This is a genomic window from Luteimonas sp. Soil_N_1 (genome assembly GCF_057656255.1).
This window is the reverse complement of the sequence record NZ_JBDGKS010000002.1, coordinates 234,100-255,376: the sequence shown is the minus strand read 5'-3', so window position 1 is coordinate 255,376 and position 21,277 is coordinate 234,100. Positions and strand designations below refer to the sequence as shown.

The following is a 21,277-nucleotide window of genomic DNA, read 5'->3' as shown; positions in this document are numbered from 1 at the left end:
ATGCGGTTTGCCGCATAATCGCGGTTTCGCCCAACCCCCGAGGGTCGACCGCTGTGGTCAAACCGCTCCCGCGCCTGAAGCTCCAGGGTTTCAACAACCTGACCAAGGCCCTGTCGTTCAACATCTATGACGTCTGCTATGCCGCGTCGGAAGACGAGCGTCAGCGCTATATCGCGTACATCGACGAGGTGTACAACGCCGACAGGCTGACCCAGATCCTGACCGATGTGGCCGAGATCATCGGCGCCAACATCCTCAACGTCGCACGCCAGGACTACGAGCCGCAGGGCGCGTCGGTGACGATCCTCATTTCCGAGGAGCCGGTGATCGACAAGTCGCAGGCCAAGGGTGTGATCTCCGATGCGGTGGTCGCCCACCTCGACAAGTCGCACATCACGGTGCACACGTATCCGGAAACCCATCCGGACAACGGCATCGCGACCTTCCGCGCCGACATCGACGTCGCGACCTGCGGTGTGATCTCGCCGCTGAAGGCGTTGAACTACCTGATCGAAAGCCTCGAGTCCGACATCGTGGTCATGGACTACCGCGTGCGCGGTTTCACCCGTGACGTGAAGGGCAAGAAGCACTACATCGACCACAAGATCAATTCGATCCAGGACTACCTGGCCAAGAACATCAAGTCGCGCTACGACGCGCTCGATGTGAACGTCTATCAGGAAAACATCTTCCACACGAAGATGCACCTGAAGGAGTTCGATCTGGACCAGTACCTGTTCGAAGAGAAGGCCCGCAATCTCTCGTTCAAGGAGCGCATGAAGATCGAGGCGCGTCTGCGCCGCGAGATCGAAGAGCTCTATCACGGCCGCAATCTGGTCGACTGACCGGCGCGCGTCGCAGGTCAACGAAAAGGCCCCGCATTGCGGGGCCTTTTCCGTTTACGTGAGCCCTCACACCCTCACGTATTCCGTCCTGACGCCCTCACGGCTCTACAGCCGGTACGCCACCGCCTTCATCAGGCTCGACGCGGTCGCCATCAGCGACGGCACCGGCCATGGCAGCACGCGCGCGCCGGCCTGCTCGGCGTGTTCGGCGTGGCGCGCTTCGTCTTCCTTCATCTGCTTGAGGATGTCGCGGCTGCGCTGGTCGGCTTCGGGCAACGTCTGCAGGTGTTCGTCGAGATGCGCCTCGACCTGGCGCTCAGTCTCCACGACGAACCCCAGGTTCCAGCCGTCGCCACGCAGACCGGCCACGACGCCGAGTGCGTAACTGCCGCCGTACCACAGCGGGTTGAACAGGCTGGGGCGGCTGTCGAGCTCGCGCAGCCGCTGCGCGCACCAGGCCAGGTGATCGGTCTCTTCCTGCGCGGCATCGAGCAGGTGCGCCCGCGTGTCCGGCTCGCGGGCCACCGCCGCCTGGCCGAAGTACAGCCCCTGGGCGCAGATCTCGCCGACATGGTTGATCCGCATCAGGCCCGCGGCGTGGCGGCGTTCGGCGTCGTTGAGGACCACGTCCGGGGTCTCGACCGCCGGATTGGGCCGAGTCGCGGGCGGGTTGCCGAAGACCGTGTCGAGCGCGCGCTGGGTCTCGACCAGCAGCTGGTCGACGGGATTGAGGCGGAGTCGGGGGGTGGGCATCGTCGCGGAATTCCTGCAGCGCGGCGGGCGGCTGCGTCGCGTATCATTCTCGGCCCTCGTTCCGGGACGCGCCAGCGCCGGAAGGCACGCCGGGTCGGCGCCTTGCCTCACGACGGACCAGGGGCTATCATTCCGCTTCTGTGTTGCACGCTCTACAACGCGAGGCGACGTTCCGCCGCTACCGGCGCAACCAGCCCGACCAGTCACCCAACGAGTATTTCCATGAAGACCTTCATTGCCAAGAACGAGACCGTCCAGCGCGACTGGTATCTCGTCGATGCTTCCGGCAAGACCCTGGGCCGCCTGAGCGCGGAAATTGCCCACCGTCTGCGCGGCAAGCACAAGCCCGTCTACACCCCGCACGTCGACACCGGCGACTACATCATCGTGGTCAATGCCGAGAAGATCGCCGTGACCGGAAAGAAGATGACGGACAAGCTGTACCACCGTTTCACGGGCTACATCGGCAACCTCAAGACCGAGACCCTGGGCCAGGCGCTTGAGCGCCACCCGGAGCGCGTGATCGAGATTGCCGTCAAGGGCATGCTGCCGAAGAACACCCTCGGCCGCGCCATGTACCGCAAGCTCAAGGTCTACAAGGGTGTCGAGCACCCGCACGCCGCACAGCAGCCGCAGCCCCTGGAACTCTAAGTCATGGCAATTACCCAGAATTACGGCACCGGCCGTCGCAAGTCCTCCGTCGCCCGCGTGTTCCTGCGCAAGGGCAGCGGCACGATCACCGTCAACGACCGTCCGCTCGACGAGTTCTTCGGCCGCGAGACCGCGCGCATGATCGTGCGCCAGCCGCTCGAGCTGACCCAGAATACCGAGACGTTCGACATCTTCGTCACCGCCAGCGGCGGCGGCACCACCGGCCAGGCCGGTGCGATCCGTCTGGGCATCGCCCGTGCACTGGTCGAGTACGACGAGACGCTGAAGACCGAGCTGCGCAAGGCGGGCTTCGTGACCCGTGACGCACGCGAAGTCGAGCGCAAGAAGGTCGGCCTGCACAAGGCACGTCGCGCTACGCAGTTCTCGAAGCGCTGATCGCGCTGTGCCGGGTCCGCGCAAATGCGTGGATCCGGTGCTGCCGAAGCTTGCGGAACACTGCGGTTTCGGCGTTACAATATGTTCATAGCCCCGTCGCCAAGCGGTAAGGCACCTGACTCTGACTCAGGCATTCGGAGGTTCGAATCCTTCCGGGGCTGCCACATCGAAAACGAAAAAGCCCGCCGAAAGGCGGGCTTTTTTGTGGGCGTCGTCCGTGGCGATCACGTTGCGGATCGTGGCGTCGGAGTAGCGAATTTCGCGTCCGGCGCTGTTGTGTGTGCTCACGCATGTCGATTGCATTCACGGCATGCCGTTCGCGAGACGACTGCATTCCACGCCTGCGCATGACGACACGATGCGCGCGCATCGATGCGGCTCTAGAATTCCGCGATGAACGCATTTCCGCCGCCGTATACCGCTCCCGATACCGTCGTCGACGCCTTGCGCACGCATGGCTGCGCGGTGCTCGCACCGTCGACGCTCGCCGCGCTGTGCGGCGTGCGCATCGATGACCTGGAGGCGTGGCGCGCGGGTTGGGAAGATCTGCCGCCCGATGCCTATCTCAAGGATGGCGGCCGTTATCGCCGGCGTCGGCACGGCTGCTTCGTGCAGCACGGCGACACGCTCGCGCAGGTCGCGCATCGCGCGCACTGGCAGTCCGAGGACTACAACGCACTGCACGGTGGCATGCATCGCTGGTTCGAACCGCTGGCGCCGGCACTCGCCGCCGATCCCGCATGGACGCAGCTCGTCGCCGGACTCGGTCGCGTGTTCGCGCAGGTGCGCGACGACGGCGACTGGCATGTCGAAGCGCACCAGTTCCGCATCGACACCACCGACGGCATCGGCCGGCCCACCCCCGAAGGCGCACACCGCGATGGTGTTGATTTCGTGGCCGTGCTGCTGGTCGGCCGCAGCGGTATCAAGGGCGGGGAAACGCGCGTGTTCGAGGCCGACGGCCCGGCCGGCCAGCGCTTCACGCTGACCGAACCGTGGGCAGTGCTGCTGCTCGACGACCACCGCGTGATCCACGAATCGACGCCGATCCAGCCTGTCGGCGACAGCGGTCACCGCGATACCCTCGTGCTGACCTACCGTGCCGGCGCATTCCAGGGCGACGACTGACCCCGCCGCGGACGCGTGATTGGTTACAATCGCAACAGATAGCCGACGCCAACCGGAGTTGCCATGAAGCTGGGTTCTTTGAAGGAGGGCGGCCGCGACGGCACCCTGATCGTCGTCTCGCGCGACCTCACCTGCGCCGTGCGCGCCACCGGCGTCGCCGCGACGCTGCAGCAGGCGCTCGACGACTGGTCCAGTGCCGCGCCGCGCCTCAACGCGCTGTACGAGTCGCTCAACGCCGGCGATGCCGATGGCGTGTTCGACCTCGACGTCGCGCGTATGGCTGCGCCGCTGCCGCGCGCGTACGAGTTCGTCGATGGCAGCGCGTATCTGCCGCACGTCGCGCGCGTGCGTCGCGCGCGCGGTGCAGAGGTGCCCGAGAGCTTCTACACCGATCCGCTGATGTACCAGGCAACCGGCGCCGGCTTCTACGGCCCGCGCGACACGGTAAAGGTGACGAGCGAGGACTACGGGATCGATCTGGAAGCGGAAATCGTCGTGGTCACCGACGATGTGCCGATGGGGTCGAACGCGGCGCAGGCCGCCGGCCACATCCAGCTCGTCGGCCTGGTCAACGATGTTTCGCTGCGGGGTCTGATTCCGGGTGAACTTGCGAAGGGCTTCGGCTTCCTGCAGTCCAAGCCGCGCTCGGCGTTGAGCCCGGTGTTCGTGACGCCCGACGAACTGGGCGATGCCTGGCGTGACAACAAGCTGCACCTGCCCCTGCTCACCCACATCAACGGCGAGTGGTTCGGTGCGCCCGAGGCCGGCGTCGACATGCAGTTCGACTTCGCGCAGCTCGTTGCACATGCGGCGAAGACGCGGCCGCTGACCGCCGGCACGATCGTCGGATCGGGCACGATCGCGAACGAGGACACGTCGAAGGGCGCCTCGTGTTTCGCTGAAAAGCGCACGGTCGAGACGCTGGAGCAGGGCGCGCCGAAAACGCCGTTCATGACGTTCGGCGATACGGTGCGGATCGAGATGCTCGATGCCGCCGGCACCAGCATCTTCGGTGCGATCGAGCAGGTGATCGAGCGTCAGGCGTTGCCGGAGTAATGCCGGTGACTGCCGCGCTGACGCTGCATACCTACTGGCGTTCCAGCGCGGCCTACCGCGTGCGCATCGCCCTGCATCTCAAGGGGCTGGCATTCGACAGCGTGCCGGTGCATCTGGTGCGCGATGGCGGTGAGCAGCGCACGCCTGCGTTCGCGGCGCGCAATCCGCAGCAGCTGGTGCCGACCCTGCAGCATGGCGATGCGGTGATGCGCCAGTCGCTGGCGATCATCGAGTATCTGGACGAAGTCTTCCCGGACACGCCGCTGCTGCCGCGAGACGCGCTGGCGCGGCAGCGCGCACGTGCACTCGCGCAACTGGTGGCGTGCGACATCCATCCGCTCGGCAACCTGCGTGTGCTCCAGTACCTGGAGCACGACCTGCAGTTGCCTGCGGACGCACGCACGCGCTGGGTCGCGCGCTGGGTGCAGGAAGGACTGGCCGCGTTCGAGGCGCTGCTCGTGCAGGAGGGCGGGAATGGCTTCTGCGTCGGGGATGCGCCCTCGCTGGCCGAGTGCGCCCTGGTGCCGCAGCTCTACAACGCCCGCCGCTTCGGGATCGACCTGACGCCCTATCCGGTCGTCCGTCGCATCGAATCGGCGTGTGCCGCATTGCCGGCATTCCAGGCCGCAGCGCCGGAATCCCAACCCGACGCGCCACCCGCCGCCTGAGCGTGCTCAGGGGTCGGTGGCGAAGACGTCCGCATAGGGGTCGTGGCTGCCGCTTCCGCCTTCGGACAGGCGGAACTTGAGGTCCAGACCGTCACGCGAATCGGCCGCGCGCAGGGCGGTCTCGCGCTCGATGCGCCCTTCCTTGTAGAGGCGGAACAGGCACTGGTCGAAGGTTTCCACACCTTCCTCCAGCGAATCCTCCATCGCCTGCTTGATCTCGTGCACCTGCCCGCGACGCAGCAGGTCGCGGATCATCGGCGTGTTGAGCAGGACCTCGGTCGCCGGCAGGCGTCGGCCATCGAGGCCCGGCACCAGACGCTGTGACACCACCGCGCGCAGGTTCAGTGCGAGGTTCATCAGCACGTTCTTGTGCGCGGCATCCGGGAAGAAGTTGAGGATGCGCTCGATTGTCTGGTCGGCATTGTTCGAATGCAGCGTCGCCAGACAGATGTGGCCCGTCTCGGCGAACGAGATCGCGGCTTCCATCGTCGTCGCATCGAGAATTTCGCCGATCAGGATGACGTCCGGCGCTTCACGCATGGCGTTCTTGAGCGCGTTGTGGAAGGTCAGCGTGTCCAGCCCGACCTCGCGCTGGTTGACCAGCGATTTCTTGTGCCGGTGCAGGTACTCGATCGGGTCCTCGATGGTGAGGATGTGTCCGGAGGTGCTGGCGTTGCGGTGGTCGATCATCGAGGCGAGCGTGGTCGACTTGCCCGAGCCGGTGGAGCCGACGATCAGCACCAGCCCGCGCGGCGCCATGATGATGTCCTTGAGCACCTGCGGCAGTTGCAGTTCCTCGATGCTCGGAATGCTGCTGCGGATCGCGCGCACCACCATGGCCACTTCGCCACGCTGCTTGAACACGTTGACGCGGAAACGTCCGGCGTCCTGCAGCGAGTAGGCCATGTTGAGCTCGTAGTCGCGCTCGAACTGCTGGATCTGGTCCTCGTCCATCAGCGAGTAGGCGATCTTGCGTGCCATGCCCGGCGGAAGCCCCGTGCTGCCGAGCGGATAGAGCCGGCCTTCGACCTTGATGTAGACCGGTGCGCCTGTGCTCAGGAACATGTCGGACGCGTTCTTCTCGGTCATCAGCTTCAGGAAGTAGCCGATATCCATGTACAGATTCCCCGTAGACGGCCGGCCTGCGTTGCGCATCCGGTTGAGGCTGACCACAATGGTCCGGACGACGCGTCCGGGCCATGGCTCCTCGATGAATACAAGCTTCGCATACATCCGTCCGCTGCTGCAGGGCACCCTTCTCGCCGGTGTGCTGCTGCTGTCGGCCTGCGCCAGTGCGCCGCCGCCCAGGGAAGAGCTGGCAGCCGCGCAGCTGTCCGTCGCGCGTGCCGGCGATGCCGACGCCGACCAGTACGCCTCCGCCGACATCGCACAGGCGCGGCGCGCGCTGGAGCAGGCGCAGGCCGCCATGGCCAGCCAGCGTGACGCCGAAGCGCGAACGCTGGCACTGTCGGCCAGCGCCCTGGCCGACCTGGCGCATGCACGCGCTACGCAGGCCACGACCGAGGCCGAACTGTCGGCGCGACGTGCCGAAATCACCAATCTGCGCCAGCGGCTGCAGGTGGAGGAATGATCCCCATGCGTTCGACGATCCGTCTTGCCGGCCTGCTGGCTGTGCTGTTGCTGCCAGTGGCTGCCGTGGCCCAGACCGCATCCGAAGGCGACGTGGCGGCGCTGCAGCAGCGGCTGCAGGCGATCGATTCCGATCCCCAGACCGCGGGCACCGCGGCCTATGAGCGGCTGCAGGCGCGCCAGTCCCTGACCGCGTTGGCCGAAGTCCGCAGTGCGCAGCGCGCGTCGGCGCTGCAGGTCGCGCAATGGCGCGTCGAGACCGCGGAACTTGCCGCCCGCACCGAGGCCTCGCGCCGCGAACTGGGCCGGCTCGAGCGCGAGCGCAGTGCACTGATCGTCGAGGCCAGTCGCCAGGACGCATCGCGTGCCAGGCAGGAGGCGGAGCGGCTGCGTGTACAGGCGCAGATCCAGGCCGAAGAAGCGGCCCGGCTGCGTCTCGCCGCCGAGGAGGAGCTGAGCGCCCGTCAGGAGGCCGAGACGGTGTTGCAGGGCGTCGCCAGCGGCGAGGCCGCCAAGCTGCGCGCCGCCCGCCAGCGACAGGCCGAACTGCGGGCACGTGAGGCGGAACTGCTCAAGAGTCTCGAGCAGCCCTGATCGATGCCGGCCGATGTGCATCGGCCGATCGTGACGCTGCCTGCGGATGCGAGGCAGCACCCTGTCTGACGACCGATTGTTAGTTTTCCGTCAGACTGAATCCAATTGAAATCAATCACTTGCGACGAATCCGAGCGCTGCGGCGCTTCGTGGCGCGGTTCTCCTGGCGTCGCGCTGTAAGCGTTTCCGCGCCTGACTGCGACCCGGACCCGGAATCGGGTTTTTCGCCCTTGTAGGCCCCCGATCCGAGGAGTAGGGTCGGTTGTCCGGGTGGCACCGATTCCTTCCGCCATCCGGTCACTGAGCCAGGCCGATGACCGAGATGATCCCCCACGAGGTCCCCGTATTCCGTCCGCAGGACGGCGACGGCGACCTGATCGGATCGTCCGCCCCACGTTCCTGGATGCAGCCCACGTAGCGCCCCGCCCGTCGCCGGTCGGGGCGTTCGTATTTCCAGTCAGGAGGATTCCATGTTCGAAGCGCAATCGCAGACCGAACTCGAAGAGATCATGAAAGGAAACGTCGAGTTCCGGCAGCTCTACTACCGGCACAAAGAGCTGGACAAGAAGGTGCTGAACGCAGAGCTCGGCGTGTTCGCCGTCGATGAGACCACGCTGTCGCAGATGAAGCGCGAAAAGCTCGCGGCAAAGGATCGCCTGACCCAGATGTACGACCAGATGCAGAAACACTAGGTTCGTCTGTCGCGGGCGGTGGTGGCCATCCTCGTCGGTCGCCATCGCCCGCGAATGTTGTCCGCGGATGCGATAATCGCGATCTGTCTCGCTGCAACCCGGACCTGCAATGCCGATCGCCGACTCCGTTCTCGACCTGATCGCCGACACGCCCATCGTGCGTGCGCGCCGCCTCGATGCGGGCCCCTGCGAACTCTATTTCAAGCTCGAGAGCCAGAATCCGGGCGGCTCCATCAAGGACCGCATCGGCCTGCGCATGATCGAGGCCGCCGAAGCGCGCGGTGACATCGCGCCCGGTGCGACGCTGGTGGAAGGCACCGCCGGCAATACCGGCATCGGCCTGGCGCTGGTGGCCCAGCAGAAGGGCTACAAGCTGATCCTCGTGGTCCCGGACAAGATGAGCCGGGAGAAGATCTTCAATCTCAAGGCGATGGGCGCCGAGGTCGTGCTGACCCGCTCCGACGTCGCCAAGGGCCACCCCGAGTACTACCAGGACCTCGCCGAGCGCATCGCGGGCGAGACCGAGGGCGCCTATTTCATCAACCAGTTCGGCAACCCCGACAACCCGGCCGCGCACGAGCACGGCACCGGGCCGGAAATCCTGCGGCAGATGAGTGAGGTGGGTGGGCTGGACGCGATCGTGTTCGGCTGCGGCAGCTCGGGCACGATGACCGGCCTGTCGCGCTGCTTCGCCAAGGACGCGCCGGACGTGGAGCTGGTGCTGGCCGATCCGGTCGGCTCGATCCTCGCCGAATACATCAATGACGGCGTGCTCAACGACAAGTCGGGCAGCTGGATGGTCGAAGGCATCGGCGAGGATTTCCTGCCCGGCATCTCCGACTTCTCGCGGGTCAAGCAGGCCTACGCGATCAGCGACCAGGAAAGCTTCCTCGCGGCGCGCGAACTGCTGCGCACCGAGGGCATCCTGGGCGGCTCGTCGACCGGCACCCTGCTGGCCGCCGCGCTCAAGTACTGCCGCGCGCAGACCACGCCGAAGAAGGTGCTGGTGTTCGTCTGCGACACCGGCAACAAGTATCTGAGCAAGCTCTACAACGACTACTGGATGCTCGACAACGGCTTCCTGGAGCGCGAACAGCACGACGACCTGCGTGACCTGATCCTGCGCCCGTACTCGCGTCGCGACACGGTGGTGCTGCAGCCGACCGACCTGCTGGTCACGGCCTACCAGCGCATGAAGCTCTACGAGATCTCGCAGTTGCCGGTGATGGAGGGCGACCGCATCGTCGGCATCCTCGATGAAAGCGACGTGCTGCTGCATGTGTACGGCGACGAAGCCCGCTTCCGCGAGCCGGTGTCGTCGGCGATGGTCAGCAAGCTCGACTTCCTCGACGTCAAATCGCCGGTCGAGGCCCTGCTGCCGGTGTTCGACCGCGGCCAGGTCGCGATCGTCACCGATGGCGACAGATTCCTGGGTCTGATCACCCGCATCGACCTGCTGAACTACCTGCGCCGCCGCGTGCAGTGACGCCTGCGCGTTGATCGCCGCGGCTCTGAACCTGTCGTTCAGGGCTGCTGGCTAGAATCTCCCGTCCTTTCAGGAAGCTGTCATGTCCGACTCCAGTTCCCGGCAGCGCGAGTTCGCGCTGGCCACGTTGGCGATCCACGCCGGCCAATCGCCCGATCCCTCGACGGGCGCGGTGATGCCGCCGATCTACGCGACCTCGACCTACGCCCAGTCCAGCCCGGGCGAGCACCAGGGCTTCGAGTACTCGCGCACCCACAACCCGACGCGCTTCGCCTACGAGCGCTGCGTGGCGGGCCTGGAAGGCGGCACCCGCGGCTTCGCGTTCGCCTCCGGCATGGCGGCGACTGCGACCCTGCTCGAGCTGCTCGACAGCGGCGACCACGTCATCGCGATGGACGACCTCTACGGCGGCAGCTACCGCCTGTTCGAGCGCGTGCGCACGCGCAGCGCCGGGCTGTCTTTCAGCTACGTGGACATGACCGACCCCTCGACGTTCGAGGCGGCGATTACCGACAAGACCAAGCTGGTCTGGATCGAGACGCCGACCAACCCGATGCTCAAGATCGTCGACATCCGGGCGATCGCGGACATCGCCCACAAGCGCGGCCTGATCGTCGTCGTCGACAACACCTTCGCCTCGCCGATCCTGCAGCGCCCGATCGAGCACGGCGCCGACATCGTCATGCACTCGGCCACCAAGTACCTCAATGGCCACTCCGACATGGTCGGCGGCATGCTGGTGGTCGGCGACAACGCCGAGCTCGCCGAACAGCTCGCGTTCCTGCAGAACTCCGCAGGCGCCGTGCAGGGCCCCTTCGACAGCTTCCTCGCGCTGCGCGGTCTCAAGACCCTGCATCTGCGCATGAAAGCGCACTGCGAGAACGCGCAGGCGCTGGCGGAGTTCCTCGACGCACATCCCGCCGTCGAGCACGTGATCTACCCCGGCCTCGCCTCGCACCCGCAGCACGCACTGGCGAAGCGCCAGATGGACGGCTTCGGCGGCATCATCTCGGTCCGCATCAAGGGCGGCTACGAGGCGGCGAAACGGTTCTGCGAGCGCACCGAACTGTTCACACTTGCCGAATCGCTCGGTGGTGTGGAGAGCCTGGTCAATCATCCGGCTGTAATGACGCACGCGTCGGTGCCGGCTGAGCGACGTGCCGAGCTGGGTATGCATGATGATCTGGTTCGGTTGAGCGTCGGCGTGGAAGCGCTCGATGATCTCCGCGCCGATATCGATCGCGCGCTGGAGGCCTGACATGCGTACCAGCATGTCTCCGACCCCGCTGTTCTCGATCGGCGGGCCGTTCAGCGCATGGATCAAGCATCGCTCGCTGACGATCGAACTGTCGCGTCGCGACATCCTCGGTCGTTATCGCGGCGCGAGTTTCGGACTGCTCTGGTCGTTGATCAGCCCGTTCCTCATGCTGATCGTCTACACACTCGCGTTCGGTTACATCCTCAAGGCCAGGTGGCCGGGGACCAGCGGCAATACCTCCGACTTCGCCATGTTGCTGTTCCTGGGTCTGCTCACGCATGGATTCTTCGCCGAATGCCTGACCCGTGCGCCGACTCTGATCTCGGGTAACGTGAATCTGGTCAAGAAGATCGTGTTTCCGCTCGAAGTGCTGCCCTGGACGGTGGTCCTGTCGGCACTGTTCCATGCGACGACGAACATCGTGGTGTTTATCGTGCTCAACTTCCTGCTCCGTGGCGAGATCCACTGGACGCTGGTGTTCTGGCCGCTGGTACTGACGCCACTCGCTTTCGTAGCGTTGGGGACAATCTGGCTGCTGTCGTCGCTGAGCGTGTTCCTGCGTGACATCGCGCAGATCACCGGTGTCCTCGCGACAGCGCTGCTGTTTCTGTCCTCTGCGATCATTCCGGTCGAAACGTTGCCTGAAAGCTATCAGGCGATCTTCCGGCTCAACCCGCTGACCTTCATCATCGACCAGGTGCGCGAAGTCGCGTTCTGGGGACGTATTCCGGACTGGTCGGGGCTGCTCGCCTATCTGGCAGGCGCCATGGTCTTTGCCTATCTTGCGTTCGCGGTATTCCAGAAGACCCGCCGGGGGTTCGCCGATGTCCTCTGAACCGGTTTCCGTCGGCATGGACGGTGTGATCATCGACGCCAGCGGCGTCGGCAAGTGCTATCAGATCTACGACCGGCCTTCGCATCGTCTGTTGCAGGGACTGTTCGGCGATTCGAAGCGTTTCTATCGCGAGTTCTGGGCCTTGCGCGGCGTTAATCTGCAGGTGCGTCGTGGCGAGACGTTGGGCATCATCGGCAAGAACGGGTCCGGCAAGTCGACGTTGCTGCAGATGATCGCGGGCACGCTTGCTCCCACCGAAGGTCGTATCGATATCCAGGGCAGGATCGCTGCGCTGCTTGAACTGGGGAGTGGCTTCAACCCCGACTTCACCGGGCGTGAAAACGTGTTTCTCAACGCGTCGATCCTCGGCCTGTCGAGCGCGCAGATCGAAGCGCGGCTTCAGGACATTCTGGACTTCGCCGACATCGGCGAGTTCATCGACCAGCCCATCCGCAACTACTCCAGCGGCATGGTGATGCGCCTGGCGTTCTCGGTCATGGCGCACGTGGATGCGGACGTGCTCATCATCGACGAAGCACTGGCGGTGGGCGATGCGTTCTTCACCCAGAAGTGCATGCGCTTTCTGCGCGAGTTCAAGGCGCGCGGCACCTTGCTGTTCGTCAGTCATGATGACGCTGCGGTCAGTGGCCTCTGCGACAAAGCCCTCTGGATCGACAGTGGTCGCCCGATGGCATACGGCGAGTCACGCGACGTCGTGCAGCAGTACCTCGAGTCCGTCATCGCGAATCGCCAGGGCGAATCGACGGTGCAGTCGGCCCCGGGGCAAGGGGTGGCAGCCGAGCGCGCGCGACATGACATGCGGCGCGACGTGGTCAACGCGTCCAATCTCCGCAACGACATCGAGATCGTGCCGTTCGATCCCAATGTCCAGGGGTTCGGCGAGATGCGCGCGAAGATCCTCGAGGTCACCCTGCGTGATCGCGACGGGCGCGACCTGTCGTGGTGCGTCGGCGGGGAGTCGGTGGTGCTGGATGTGAATTTCAGCGCAGAAGGCGTGCTGGAACGGCCGATCGTCGGTTTCTATGTCAAGGATCGGCTCGGCCAGCTCCTGTTCGGAGACAACACCTACGTGTCATCTCTGGTCAATGGGGTTGCCTTCGAGACGGGGACCCGGGGGCGCGCGCGCTTCGAGTTCGAGATGCCACGTCTGAAGGCCGGCGATTACTTCATCACTGTCGGAATTGCCGATGGGGGCAAGGACGAGCATGCGATCCAGCATTGGGTGCACGAAGCACTTGCTCTGAAGTCGCTTTGCCAGTCGTGGTCGATCGGCATCCTGGGGCTTCCCATGTCGAAGATCTCGCTGGAGGTGGTGGAATGAATGATTCCTTCCGGATCGAGCAGCACCCGGTGGTGCTCCTTCGGCCGCATCTGTCGCAGCCGTACTCCTGGACTGGACATATCCCGTTCGCGTACCTGGCCATCGATCTGCTGCGGCCGGGCCTGCTGGTCGAGCTGGGCACGCATTCGGGAAACTCCTACCTCGCGTTCTGCCAGGCGGTCGACCATCTCGGGCTGGAGAAGAGTCAATGCGTCGCCGTCGACTCCTGGCAGGGCGATGCGCATGCACAAGGCTATGGCGAAGGCGTGCTGGACGCGCTGCGTGCCTACCATGACCCGCGCTACGGCAGCTTTTCCCGGTTGTGTCGCCGGTTCTTCGACGACGCCGTGGGCGAATTCGAGGATGGCAGTATCGACCTTCTGCACATCGACGGTCTGCACACCTACGAGGCGGTGCGGCACGATTTCGAAACCTGGCTTCCCAAGCTCAGTCCACGCGCGGTGGTGCTGCTGCACGACACGGCAGTGGAGGAGCGGGGCTTCGGTGTAGGGCGTTATCTCGGAGAGCTCTCGACGCGCTACCCGACCTTCAGCTTTCCGCACAGCAATGGTCTTGGCGTGGTGCTGGTCGGCGAGGACGTGCCCGAGCCGATGCGTGCGTTTGCCGACGCGTTTGGCCGCGATGCAGCGCTTGCGGACTTCCTGGCAGCGGCAGCCCCCGATCCGGCAGCTACCGGTCTGGTGGCGAGCGCGCAGGCCCATGAAGACGTGCGCGTGTACTTCCGGCGGTCGGGCGGGGACTTCGACGAGTCCCGCCAGGCGGTCGCCAGCAGGCCACTTGCCGCAGGTCCCTCCGCGCTGCGTTTCGCGCTTCCCAGGGACGGTACAGCGAACCGCCTCCGGATCGATCCGGCGGAGCGTGCGGGCGTGTTCGGAATTGCGCGGCTTGCATTGCTGGACGACGAAGGCGGCCTCCTGCAGGAGGTTGGCGGCCTGGAGGCACGCCTGGTCGCACTGGAGGGCGATCTGCTGCGACCGCAGATGCCGAACTGGCTGCGTTGGGTTTCGCTTGGTCGTGATCCGCATGTCGAGCTGGATCTCCCAGAGCTCGAGCAGGACGGCGTGCGTTCCATCGAGCTGACTCTGGACTTCGAAGCAGTTGTCGCGGAAGAGGGCGCACAGGGTGTGTTCGATTCGCTGAAGACTGCGTTGGACGGAATCCTCGTGCAGGCCAGAACGCAGACGCATGTGGCACATCTGCTGGAGGCCGCGCTGCAGGAAGTGCGGGATATCGGCGCATCAGCTTCGGACGTACCGCAGGCGGTCGGCGCGGAGTTGCGTTCCGAGCTCCGGCTTGCATTCGAGGCACTGCAGGACCGGGTCACGACCGCGTCCGAGAATGCGGACCGTGCCGCAACGGCCATGCCTGCGCTGATGGACGCGATCGCGACCCTGCAACATGCCGCGAACGGCTCGGCACAGTTCTCCCTCGATCTGCTCGCCGATCACAGCGGCCGGTTCCAGGTCATTCTTGACCATGTGGGAGGTTTGCCGGCGGCACACACACGAATGCAGGAACAGGTGCACGCAATCGGCGAGACTGTCGAAAGGATCGAGCAGGCCCAGAACAAGTCCTGGTGGAAAAAAGCATCTCCCCATGATTGATGCCGGCGCGCTCGACGCACCTTCCGAATGGAAGCTGATCGCAAGTTCACAACTGCAACTCGAAGGCGATGCACTGGTCAGCGAAGGCAGTGATCCCCATCTGGTGTTTGCGCTCGCCGCAGACCTCGCGCCTGGCTGGTACCGCCTTCGCGTGCAAGTGGATGGGCGGATTTCACTCCCCAGTCTGTATCTGGATTGTGGCGAGGGTATGCGCGAAGCCGAACGTCAGGATCTCGACCTGGACGATGCCGGCGGAATCGATGCGATCGTCCGTGTGTGGGGCGCTTTGCGGCATGTCCGGCTGGATCCCAGTACCCGCCCCGGGCGATTCTCGCTCGGCAGAATCCGCTTTGAAACGATCGCGCCCAGTGAGGCTGTCTGGCGGATGTGGCACGCCCTCGGTCGCGGGCCGGCAGCAGAGCTGGCATTGACCGACGAATCGGCCCAGGTGCGGGCCGAGCAGCTATGGCCTGCCTACAGGGTGCAGGACGTCGGTGGTGCCCGCATCGCGTACAGGCACTGGCTGTCATCGAACCGGACCACCGTGCGTTCAGTGGAAGCCGGGCCTTCAACTCCACCACAGGCGACCGTGATTACGCTGGTTCTGTTGCCTGGCGCAGGGAGAGCTGCCCTGCAGGCTGCGGCGCAGGCGCTCGGCGAACAGCTCGTCCCGGGCGTGGAGCTCATCCTGCCGGCGGTTGCCGCGGGAGCTGGACCTGCGGAGGCGCAGGTCCTTGCGCCCATGACGCCCGGCGTTGCACCTGGTCTGGAACAGGCAAGCGGATGTTTCATCGGCTGGATCTCCGCCGACGAACGCGTGCCGTGCGATGCCCTCCACCAACTGTGTGATGCCCTGGCTGGCAAGGCAGACATCGGTGCGCTCTATACCGACGAAGATTTCGCGGACTCTGCGGGAGATGCGGATGCCCCGTACTTCAAGCCCGCCTGGGACCCGGATCTCCAAAGCCAGCATGACGTGGTCGGTCCATCGTCCTTCTACCGGGTGGATCTGCTGCGGCAGATCGAATCGGACATCCGTGCCGATGGCGCCGCATGGGCGCACGTCCTGCCTTTGCGGATTGCCCGCCTCGCAGGGGACGCGAGCATTCGACACCTGCCCGTGCAGGCGCGTCGCCACCTCGCTGCGCCGGGTCCCGCGCATCGCCCCTTGCGCACATCGGGTGCTTCGGCCGATCAGGTCGCCGAGGCATTAGCACGACTGCGTCCGCTGGACGCCGCGGGCGCGCTCGTTGCCGACGAGAGCGGGCTCCCTCGCCTGCGCTATGAGCTTCCGCAGCACATCCGGTGTGACATCGTCATTCCGACGCGCGACCGGCTTGACCTGCTGTCGGTCTGTGTCGACAGCATTCTCGCCCGCACGGACGGCGTCGATTACGGGATCGTGATCGTCGACAACGGCTCGACACAGGTGGACACCCTCGCGTATCTGGAACAGCTTTGCGAAGACAAGCGGGTCCGCGTGATCCGCGATGACTCTCCGTTCAATTATTCGGCGCTGAACAATCGTGCCGTGGCGGATTCCACCGCCGACGTGGTGGTCCTGCTCAACAACGACATCGAGATCACCGAGGGTACGTGGCTCCGGGAGCTGGCGATGCACGCCTGCCGTCCAGGAGTCGGGGCCGTGGGTGCCAAGCTTCTCTACCCCGACGCAAGCCTCCAGCATGCGGGTGTGATCCTCGGCGTGGAGGGCGTGGCGGCGCACGCGTATCCGGGCTTCCCCCGATTCCATCCGGGTCAGTTCGGTCGTGCGTTGGCGGCCCAGCGGATGTCGGCGGTCACGGCAGCGTGCCTGGCAATCCGGCGCTGTGTTTTCGAGGAGGTGGGCGGGTTGGACACCGAGCTGGCCGTCGCGTTCAATGACGTGGATTTCTGCCTGCGCGTCGGCGAGGCGGGATACCGCAATCTCTGGCTGCCCTGGGTCTGGATGTACCACCATGAATCCGCCAGCCGTGGTCAGGAAGACAATCCGGAGAAAATCGCCCGCTTTGCAGCCGAAGTCGGGGCGATGAAAGCGCGATGGGCGAACGTGCTTGTCAGCGATCCCGCCTACAATCCCAATCTTTCCCTCTTCGGTCGGGCTTTCTCGATCGATCCCGCCCGGTCTGCGGCATGTGTGTCGCGGGCCAGTACGCAGGTTGACCGTTGCAATGAATGCAGAGCTGAGTCCGATACAGCAGCTTGAGCGCCTGGATGGCGCGGGTGCCCAGACCCGATGGCGCGCCTCCGGCAATGATCCGTACTTCGACGTAAGCCTCCCTCAAGGGGCGTTGACAGGTGGTTGGTACATCGTCGAACTGGAATTCGAAGTCCTCCGTGGACGCATTCACGGCCCCGTGCTGTATCCGGACTATTCTAGGAGCCATGTACTCGAGGCGGATCGTCTGTCAATTCCGCTCAGCGACGCGCGTGCAGGCCGGCATTCGGTGCGTCGGCTGGTGCGGTTCGTCGCGGATGTCACCGCCTTGCGGTTCGATCCAACGCTGATTCCGTGCGAGTTTCGCGTGCTCGGGTTTTCACTTGAAAGGATCGGAAAGTCCGCCGCGGCACGCACGATGGCGTACACCCTATGGAATCGGAGTTCGTGGACGGAGCGCGCGCGGCTGCTGCGCGGGGCCGCTCTCGACGTGTTGCATGGCCCCAGGCGTATGGCCGATCGGCTTTATCGCCTCTATGCAGCTGAAGTGACGACGATGAGCGTCTCCGATTATCAGGTGTGGGTGGACTTCTACGACGACTGCTCGGAAGAGGGCGTCGCGCTGACACTGGATACGATGCCAGTGGTTGAAAACGGGCCCCGCTTTTCAATCGTGGTGCCGACCTACAATACCGATCCCGAGTGGCTGCGTGCATGCATCGAAAGCGTGCAGGCCCAAGCTTATCCGCACTGGGAGTTGTGCATTGCGGATGACGCATCGCCTGATCCACACGTCTGGGCGTTGATCGAAAGCCTTGCAGCAGAAGACTCCAGAATCAAGGCAATCCGGCGGAGCAGCAATGGACACATCGCCGCTGCTTCGAACAGCGCGCTCGCGCTGGCCACGGGCAGCCACATTGCGCTGCTCGACCACGATGACGCGTTGCATCCGTTGGCCCTCGCGTGGTGTGCCGTGGCGCTCGATCACAATCCCCGGTGGCGGATGCTCTTCACCGACGAGGACAAGATCGACACTGAGGGCAATCGCAGCGATCCTTACTTCAAGTCAGACTGGAATCCCGACCTGTTCCTGTCGCAGAACTGCGTTTGCCACCTTGGAGTTTACGAGCGCGCGCTGATCGAGGAAATCGGAGGCTTCCGTGAAGGGTTTGACGGGGCCCAGGATTGGGATCTTGCACTGCGCGCCAGCGAAGCTCTCCTGTCTGACCAGATCGGCCATGTACCCAAGGTGCTGTATCACTGGCGAATGATCGAAGGATCAACCGCGCTGGCGCCGGGTGAAAAGAGCTATGCGCACTTCGCCGCTCTGCGCGCTATCCAGGATCATTTCGACCGCACCGGCACACCTGCCAAAGTCGAAGAGATGCCCGGATACAGCGGGTACTATCATATTGCCCATGAGATTCCAGAGCCGCAGCCAAGGGTCAGTTTGCTCATCCCGACACGAGACCGTGTCGACCTGTTGCGACAGTGTGTGGATTCCATCCTGGAACGTACGACCTACCGAAACTATGAAGTCGTAATTCTCGACAACGGGTCGGTAGAGAAAGAAACGATCGCGTATTTTCGAGAGCTGAAAGCCCATTCGAATGTCCGGGTGCTTCGTTACGACGCGCCGTTCAATTACTCGAAGATCAACAATTTCGGAGCGTCCAGCACTCAAGGCGAAATCATCGGACTGCTCAACAACGACATCGAGGTCATCAGTCCGGACTGGTTGACTGAAATGGTGTCCCACGCGAATCGCACCGAGATCGGTGTGGTCGGTGCGATGCTGTACTACCCCAACGATACGATCCAGCACGCAGGTGTGGTTCTTGGGATCGGGGGCGTAGCGGGGCATTCCTATGTCGGCATGCCACGTGGCTATCCCGGGGACAAGCATCGGGCCGGTCTCGTGCAGAGCATCAGTGCAGTAACCGCCGCTTGCGCCGTCGTTCGGCGTTCCGTTTTCGAAGAGGTCGGTGGTCTCGACGAGGCACTGGTGGTGGCGTTCAATGACGTCGACTTCTGCATCCGCGTGCGCGAGGCCGGGTATCGGAACCTCTGGACGCCGTTTGCGGAGCTTTATCATCATGAGTCCGCGTCGCGCGGATATGAGAATACCCCTGAGAAGATCGAGCGGTTCAAGCGGGAAGAAGGCTTCATGAAGCAGCGTTGGGGAGGCCTGCTCGAGTCCGATCCCTACTACAACCTTAATTTCAGCCTGACGAATACGCCGTTCACGCTGTCCTACCCACCACGCGTCCCGCACGCCTGCACTGCTGTGGGAGCGCGTGGATGAGATTGCGCGTGGTTGCGATGGCTCTTGCGGTCATCGCTTTGGTTTTCTGGGGTCTGGCATTCAACGCTGCGCTGCGCGGCCACGTTGCCACAATCGAAGTCGGCTTCTCCAACCCTGACACCAGCCTCGGCACACAGCTTTTCTTTGCTTCTTCGGGGGGGTTCTCCGAGCAGGGTTCGGCAATTGCACAGAGCCCGATGCCCACGTGGCGCATGCGGGTTCCGGTTGATCGTACAAGTACGCTTCGTCTTGACCCGCCCTCAGGGTCACCCGTGTCGATCTGCAGGCTTGATGTCCAAAGCGGCGGGCATGCCTTGACCCTTTCGGATTACAGAGTCGCAGGATTCCATCAGATCGCCGACATCCGGACACAGGAGCAGTGTCTGATAATCACGCCGGTCCAAGATGCAACCGATCCGCAGGTGCTGCTTGAACTGGTAGGAACACCTCTTTCCCCCGACCGGGCGGCAATGTCGGCGTGGTTTGCGCTGGGTTTGATCTTCGCAATAGCGTCCAGTGTTCTCGTTCGCCGCGCCTCGGTTACCCCACCAGGCACTGGCTTATCGGAGCGAATCGGAGGTCAGCTCGTCGCGATCTATATCGTGATCTCGCTCGCATTCGGTGCGGCTTACGCGATCATCACGCCGCCAGGGGCGGTGCCCGACGAATACGCGCATGTCACCAAAGCCGTCAAGATAACGAACGGTGTGCTGGTAGGTTCGACCGGGGATCGGCTGTTTCCCAACATCTTCGAGATGTACGGCGGCTTCAATGGTTATCTGGATCCAAGCCTGCGTTTTTCTGTAGTGCAATTGTTGTCCCAGATTGAAGCACCGGTCCCCTGCGAAGCGACCACTGCGGCGTTGCCGCATGGCGCGGACGGTTACGCCCCGCATCTGTACGCGATCCCTGCCGCTTCTTACGCCTTCAGCTGCGCCACCGGACAGGATCTCGGCACGTTTCTGCTGCTCGCGAGGCTGGGCAATCTTCTTCTTTCGACCTTGCTAGTTGCGATTGGTATATGGGCAACGATGCGTGCACGATGGGCATTGTTCGTGTGCGCGCTTTTGCCCATGAGCTTGTTCCAGCTTGCCTCAGTGTCCGTTGATGCGGTGTACCTCGCGCTGACTTTCGCTTGGGTTGGCGCGGTGTGTGGCGTGATCGAAGGGCGGATATCCATACGGAAAGCCGTTTGGCTGCTCGGGCCGCTTGCGATCGCGCTTGCGATCTCCAAGCCGGGCTCCGCTTGGGTGCTGAGCGCGATCCTGTTTGCCAGGCCAACTTACCTTCGCGTTGTCGGAAGCTTCACGCCTGCAGCGATGAAGTTCCTTGTCTTGCCGTTTGCCGTGCATTTCGCCTGGGTTCTGTATGCGGCGGGATCCGCTGCGCCTCTTGAAGGAGTTGACCCTGCTGCAAACCTCGCGCGATTCACTAGTGAACCACTGGGTGTTGCCAAGGTATTTGCACAGACCTTCTTCGGGTCGCATGGCCTTTGGCTCTGGAAATCTTCTCTTGGCGTTCTGGGGTGGTTGGACGTCAATCTCTCCCGTTGGAGCTATGTCGGTCTGACGGGATGCATCGTCGCTGCGTGCTGGATGTCACTAAGGGGCGGGCTGAAAAGCTGGACGCCCTGGGTGGCAGTTGCGTTTTCGGCAGTCGCTGCGTTGATGCTCGCATTGCCTCTGTTTCTGTTCTGGACTTATCCGGACTCGGCCGTCGTTATGGGCCTACAGGGTCGATATTTCATACCTTGCATCGTCTTCTCCATGTGCTTCCTGGCGCGCGAGACGGGCCCCAGGGTCCGCACCATCCTGAGCATTTGTGTGCCCCTCGTCATGATGCTCGCACTTGCAGATGGGTTAGTCGCGCTCATCGAGCGTTATTACTTCTGAGAA

At 64.0% G+C, this 21,277-nt stretch carries 19 protein-coding genes and 1 tRNA gene; 18 read left to right on the top strand and 2 right to left on the bottom strand.

The window, feature by feature from the left end; genetic code table 11:
- Positions 1-53: 53 nt before the first annotated feature.
- Positions 54-845 carry an adenosylmethionine decarboxylase gene (speD, locus tag AC3A4E_RS14905; RefSeq protein ID WP_159677746.1) on the top strand — a complete coding sequence of 264 codons (792 nt, stop codon included), beginning with the start codon at positions 54-56 and terminating at the stop codon, positions 843-845.
- A 105-nt stretch (positions 846-950) separates the two neighbouring features.
- Here the strand turns inward: speD and coq7 are convergent, their stop codons facing one another.
- Entirely contained in the window at positions 951-1,598 is a 648-nt protein-coding gene (coq7, locus tag AC3A4E_RS14900; RefSeq protein WP_487632274.1) for a 2-polyprenyl-3-methyl-6-methoxy-1,4-benzoquinone monooxygenase, read from the bottom strand.
- Between the two features lie 222 nt (positions 1,599-1,820).
- Between coq7 and rplM the strand changes: the two genes are divergently transcribed.
- The 6 genes from rplM to maiA all read left to right on the top strand — a co-directional run bounded on the left by rplM (position 1,821) and on the right by maiA (position 5,497).
- On the top strand, positions 1,821-2,249 hold the full coding sequence (gene rplM, locus AC3A4E_RS14895) for a 50S ribosomal protein L13 (RefSeq protein ID WP_487632273.1): 429 nt from the start codon (positions 1,821-1,823) through the stop codon (positions 2,247-2,249).
- 3 nt (positions 2,250-2,252) lie between these two features.
- Positions 2,253-2,645: a 30S ribosomal protein S9 gene (gene rpsI, locus AC3A4E_RS14890; protein WP_487632272.1), complete on the top strand. Its 393-nt coding sequence runs from the start codon at positions 2,253-2,255 to the stop codon at positions 2,643-2,645.
- Between the two features lie 89 nt (positions 2,646-2,734).
- Positions 2,735-2,809, top strand: a tRNA-Gln gene (locus tag AC3A4E_RS14885).
- A gap of 229 nt (positions 2,810-3,038) precedes the next feature.
- On the top strand, positions 3,039-3,773 hold the full coding sequence (locus AC3A4E_RS14880; protein ID WP_487632271.1) for a 2OG-Fe dioxygenase family protein: 735 nt from the start codon (positions 3,039-3,041) through the stop codon (positions 3,771-3,773).
- A gap of 63 nt (positions 3,774-3,836) precedes the next feature.
- Positions 3,837-4,829, top strand: a complete 993-nt coding sequence (locus AC3A4E_RS14875; protein ID WP_487632270.1) for a fumarylacetoacetate hydrolase family protein — start codon at positions 3,837-3,839, stop codon at positions 4,827-4,829.
- A gap of 5 nt (positions 4,830-4,834) precedes the next feature.
- On the top strand, positions 4,835-5,497 hold the full coding sequence (gene maiA, locus AC3A4E_RS14870; RefSeq protein WP_487632269.1) for a maleylacetoacetate isomerase: 663 nt from the start codon (positions 4,835-4,837) through the stop codon (positions 5,495-5,497).
- A gap of 6 nt (positions 5,498-5,503) precedes the next feature.
- Here maiA and AC3A4E_RS14865 read toward each other — a convergent pair whose 3' ends face one another.
- Positions 5,504-6,613, bottom strand: coding sequence for a PilT/PilU family type 4a pilus ATPase (locus AC3A4E_RS14865; RefSeq protein WP_487632268.1), 1,110 nt, complete (start codon positions 6,611-6,613; stop codon positions 5,504-5,506).
- 94 nt (positions 6,614-6,707) lie between these two features.
- Here AC3A4E_RS14865 and AC3A4E_RS14860 point away from each other — a divergent pair, with 94 nt between their 5' ends.
- The 11 genes from AC3A4E_RS14860 (at position 6,708) to AC3A4E_RS14810 (ending at position 21,274) form a co-directional block, all read left to right on the top strand.
- The gene (locus AC3A4E_RS14860; protein ID WP_487632267.1) at positions 6,708-7,088 is read left to right on the top strand and encodes a DUF4398 domain-containing protein; all 381 of its coding nucleotides are present in this window, start codon (positions 6,708-6,710) and stop codon (positions 7,086-7,088) included.
- Between the two features lie 5 nt (positions 7,089-7,093).
- The gene (locus AC3A4E_RS14855) at positions 7,094-7,681 is read left to right on the top strand and encodes a hypothetical protein (protein ID WP_487632266.1); all 588 of its coding nucleotides are present in this window, start codon (positions 7,094-7,096) and stop codon (positions 7,679-7,681) included.
- 470 nt (positions 7,682-8,151) lie between these two features.
- Positions 8,152-8,373 (top strand): HP1242/YdcH family protein, encoded by a 222-nt coding sequence (locus AC3A4E_RS14850; RefSeq protein ID WP_055246405.1) that lies wholly within the window; start codon positions 8,152-8,154, stop codon positions 8,371-8,373.
- A 109-nt stretch (positions 8,374-8,482) separates the two neighbouring features.
- On the top strand, positions 8,483-9,859 hold the full coding sequence (locus tag AC3A4E_RS14845; RefSeq protein ID WP_487632265.1) for a pyridoxal-phosphate dependent enzyme: 1,377 nt from the start codon (positions 8,483-8,485) through the stop codon (positions 9,857-9,859).
- Between the two features lie 82 nt (positions 9,860-9,941).
- The gene (locus tag AC3A4E_RS14840) at positions 9,942-11,117 is read left to right on the top strand and encodes a cystathionine gamma-synthase (RefSeq protein WP_487632264.1); all 1,176 of its coding nucleotides are present in this window, start codon (positions 9,942-9,944) and stop codon (positions 11,115-11,117) included.
- Between the two features lies 1 nt (position 11,118).
- The gene (locus AC3A4E_RS14835; protein ID WP_487632263.1) at positions 11,119-11,952 is read left to right on the top strand and encodes an ABC transporter permease; all 834 of its coding nucleotides are present in this window, start codon (positions 11,119-11,121) and stop codon (positions 11,950-11,952) included.
- A gap of 16 nt (positions 11,953-11,968) precedes the next feature.
- Entirely contained in the window at positions 11,969-13,294 is a 1,326-nt protein-coding gene (locus tag AC3A4E_RS14830) for an ABC transporter ATP-binding protein (protein ID WP_487632430.1), read from the top strand.
- On the top strand, positions 13,291-14,919 hold the full coding sequence (locus AC3A4E_RS14825; protein WP_487632262.1) for a class I SAM-dependent methyltransferase: 1,629 nt from the start codon (positions 13,291-13,293) through the stop codon (positions 14,917-14,919). The genes AC3A4E_RS14830 and AC3A4E_RS14825 overlap by 4 nt, the downstream gene beginning before the upstream one ends.
- Entirely contained in the window at positions 14,912-17,125 is a 2,214-nt protein-coding gene (locus tag AC3A4E_RS14820; protein ID WP_487632261.1) for a glycosyltransferase family 2 protein, read from the top strand. The genes AC3A4E_RS14825 and AC3A4E_RS14820 overlap by 8 nt, the downstream gene beginning before the upstream one ends.
- The gene (locus tag AC3A4E_RS14815) at positions 17,091-19,382 is read left to right on the top strand and encodes a glycosyltransferase family 2 protein (protein ID WP_487632260.1); all 2,292 of its coding nucleotides are present in this window, start codon (positions 17,091-17,093) and stop codon (positions 19,380-19,382) included. Before AC3A4E_RS14820 ends, AC3A4E_RS14815 begins: the two co-directional genes overlap by 35 nt.
- A complete protein-coding gene (locus tag AC3A4E_RS14810) occupies positions 19,379-21,274 on the top strand; it encodes a DUF2142 domain-containing protein (RefSeq protein WP_487632259.1) in 1,896 nt (631 codons plus the stop codon). The genes AC3A4E_RS14815 and AC3A4E_RS14810 overlap by 4 nt, the downstream gene beginning before the upstream one ends.
- The last annotated feature ends 3 nt before the right edge of the window (positions 21,275-21,277 follow it).